The sequence below is a fragment of the Streptomyces sp. SID11385 genome (genome assembly GCF_010548245.1).
Lineage (GTDB): Bacteria > Actinomycetota > Actinomycetes > Streptomycetales > Streptomycetaceae > Streptomyces.
Genome location: NZ_JAAGLR010001098.1, coordinates 1 through 2,612 on the forward strand (window position 1 = coordinate 1; position 2,612 = coordinate 2,612).

General features: G+C 76.6%; 2 protein-coding genes and 1 pseudogene. 1 reads left to right on the forward strand and 2 read right to left on the reverse strand.

Going from position 1 to position 2,612, the window contains the following annotated elements; all coding sequences use genetic code 11:
- Together G3I42_RS33645 and G3I42_RS33650 are read right to left on the reverse strand one after the other, a co-directional pair.
- Nucleotides 1–397: pseudogene (locus tag G3I42_RS33645) on the reverse strand (molecular chaperone Hsp90); the annotation flags it as partial.
- A 141-nt stretch (nt 398–538) separates the two neighbouring features.
- Nucleotides 539–1,396 carry a DUF3027 domain-containing protein gene (locus G3I42_RS33650; RefSeq protein WP_164291457.1) on the reverse strand — a complete coding sequence of 286 codons (858 nt, stop codon included), beginning with the start codon at nt 1,394–1,396 and terminating at the stop codon, nt 539–541.
- A gap of 403 nt (nt 1,397–1,799) precedes the next feature.
- Between G3I42_RS33650 and G3I42_RS33655 the strand changes: the two genes are divergently transcribed.
- A partial coding sequence (locus G3I42_RS33655) for an MFS transporter (RefSeq protein WP_343244738.1) occupies nt 1,800–2,612 on the forward strand: 813 nt, incomplete at its 3' end.

Consider the following 2,612-nt stretch of genomic DNA (forward strand, 5'->3'; position numbering starts at 1 on the left):
CGACTCCGAAGCGGCCGACCGTGCCCGTGCCGTCCTCGCGCTTCGCGGAGGCGCGCAGGGTCGCGAGCGGGGCGACGCCGCTCGCGTCGAGGGGGGCGCCGGAGTTCGCGACGGCGAGGACGGGCGGGGTGTCCCCGGCGCGGTCGCGCAGGGCGATCCGGAGCCGGCCCGGCACTCCGGCGCGGGCGGCGGCGTCGGCGGCGTTCTGCGCCAGCTCGACGACGACGCGGTCCCGGTAGCCGCCGAGCGCCAGATCCTCCTCGGCGTTGGCGTCCTCGCGCAGGCGCGCGGGAGACGCGGACCAGGTGGCGAGGACGGTGTCGCGGAGGCGGGCAGTGCCGAAGACGTCGTCCGCGGTGGCTTGGGGGCGGGGGGATTCCTCGGCTTCTCGGGTCACAGGGCTCACTCCTTGGCGATGCGTGTGCCCATGAAAGTAGCCGGGAATCAGGGTGGCCCCGGACCGCGTGATCGACCTGCGCCCCGGCGGGGCTTTTGTCCTCTCACGCCGGACGGGCCGGGAGGCACCCCGGGCCGGGTGTCACTCCAGCGGTTCCGCCACCTCGTCCAGGCGCAGCGGGGGCGCGTCCGGGGTCTTCGGCATGATCGCCGCCTCCGAGTGGCCTCCGCAGCCGTAGGAGAGCGAGACGACGTGGCCGTCGGCCGGGCCGAACTCGTTGGCGCACAGACCGAAGGACTGGCGCAGGGAGCCGGCGAGCGGGACCAGGAAGGCGCACGTGTGGCAGGGGGCGGGAGCCGCCTGCGCCATCTGGGTGCCCGGCCCGTACTGCTCCTCCCAGCGCTCGGCGGCGATCTCCAGCCCGTAGCGGGAGAGCACGCGGGGGCGGCCGAGGCCCAGCTCGCGGCCCACCTCGGCGATCTCGCCGCGCGAGGGCGCCACGGGCAGGTCGGCGGGCGGCCCTTCGGTGACCTGGGCGTCCTCGGCGTCGGCGCGCTCGGCCAGCTCGGGGCTGAGCGCGGAGTCCGGCGGCGGGGTGTCGTCGTCGCCGTCGTAAAGGCCCGGCTCCAGGCGCGGGTCCTCGGCCTCGGTGGGCAGCAGGTCGCCCGGCCCCATGTCGCCGGGGCGCAGGCGCTCGCTCCACGGCAGCCACTCGGGCGCGAGGACCGACTCCGGACCCGGCAGGAGCACCGTCTCGTCGAGCGTGACGACCTTGGCGCGCGAGGCACGGGCCACGGTGACGGCCCAGCGCCAGCCCCGGTAGCCGACGTCCTCGCAGGCGAAGTAGTGGGTGACGACCCGCTCGCCCTCGGCGACGGCGCCGACGTACGCGCCGACGACACCCGGCGCGGCGGTCTCCGCCGCCGCGGCGCGCGCCAGGTCGACCGCCTCGACACACAGTCGGTCAGGGGTGCGGCTTCGCGTTGTCGCTGCGCTCACAGGTATCGCTTCTCTCCTACGCCGTCTCACGAGTGCGCCCGCTCCGGCGGGGCCCGGACACGGTCGGGGGTGCGGACGGAGCGGACCAGGGGGCCGCGTCGACGTCCGTACCCGGTCGGTTCGGGTCCCGGGTGCGCCTTAGCCATCCATTCTGAAGGATCGCGAAAGGGCGCGCGGCCAGGAGTAACCGCCGTGGGCGCGCTGTGCACGCTACCCTCTCCGCGCCCCGGGGCCCACACGGACGTCCCCCACTCCCCCGTTCGCGCCCCCCCGCACCACCCCGGACCGCGCCCCCGCCGGGCCGCCGCCGCAGGGGCCGTGCGGACCGCTCCGCGTTCGCTCGTACGTCCCCTTCCCGCACAGCAGGCGCACTAGGCGGCGCACTTCGGGGCAGGATGACGACGTGACCGCTTCCACGTCCTCGGGCGAGCAGCGTACGGAGCGCGGGGGTCCCCGGCTCCGGCGGACGCGTGCCGCCGGACGGGTCGCCGCGGCGCCCTTCGCCTCGACGGGACGCCTGGTCCGGCGCGTGACGCACGCGCACGGCGCGGGCGAGTCGGGGCTCGGCAAGCTGATCGAGCTGCACGGGGTCAACGGCGCGGGCGACGTGATGATCACGGTCTCGCTCGCCTCGACGGTGTTCTTCGCGGTGCCGACGGACGAGGCGCGCGGGCGCGTCGCGCTCTACCTGGCGATCACGATGGCGCCCTTCACGGTGCTCGCCCCGGTGATCGGCCCGCTCCTGGACCGGCTGCCGCACGGGCGGCGCGCCGCGATGGCCACCTCGATGCTCGCGCGCGCCGTCCTCGCGCTCGTCCTGTCGCACGCGGTGGTGAGCGGCAGCCTGGAGCTGTACCCGGCGGCGCTCGGGGTCCTGGTCGCGTCGAAGGCGTACGGGGTGGTGCGCAGCGCGGTCGTGCCCCGCCTGCTGCCGCCGCGGTTCTCGCTGGTCAAGGCGAACTCGCGGGTCACGCTCGGCGGGCTGCTCGCGACGGGCGCGGCGGCCCCCGTGGGCGCCGGGCTGCAACTGCTCGGGCCGCGGTGGCCGCTGTACGGGGCGTGCGCGCTCTTCGTGCTCGGCGCGTTCCTGTCGTTCCGGCTGCCGCCGAAGGTGGACTCGGCGAAGGGGGAGCGCAGGGCGCGGCTGGTGCCGGAGGAGCCGCTGGGGCCCGGTCGGGGAGGTCCCGCGGGGCCGGCGTCCGGCGGGGGGCCGGGG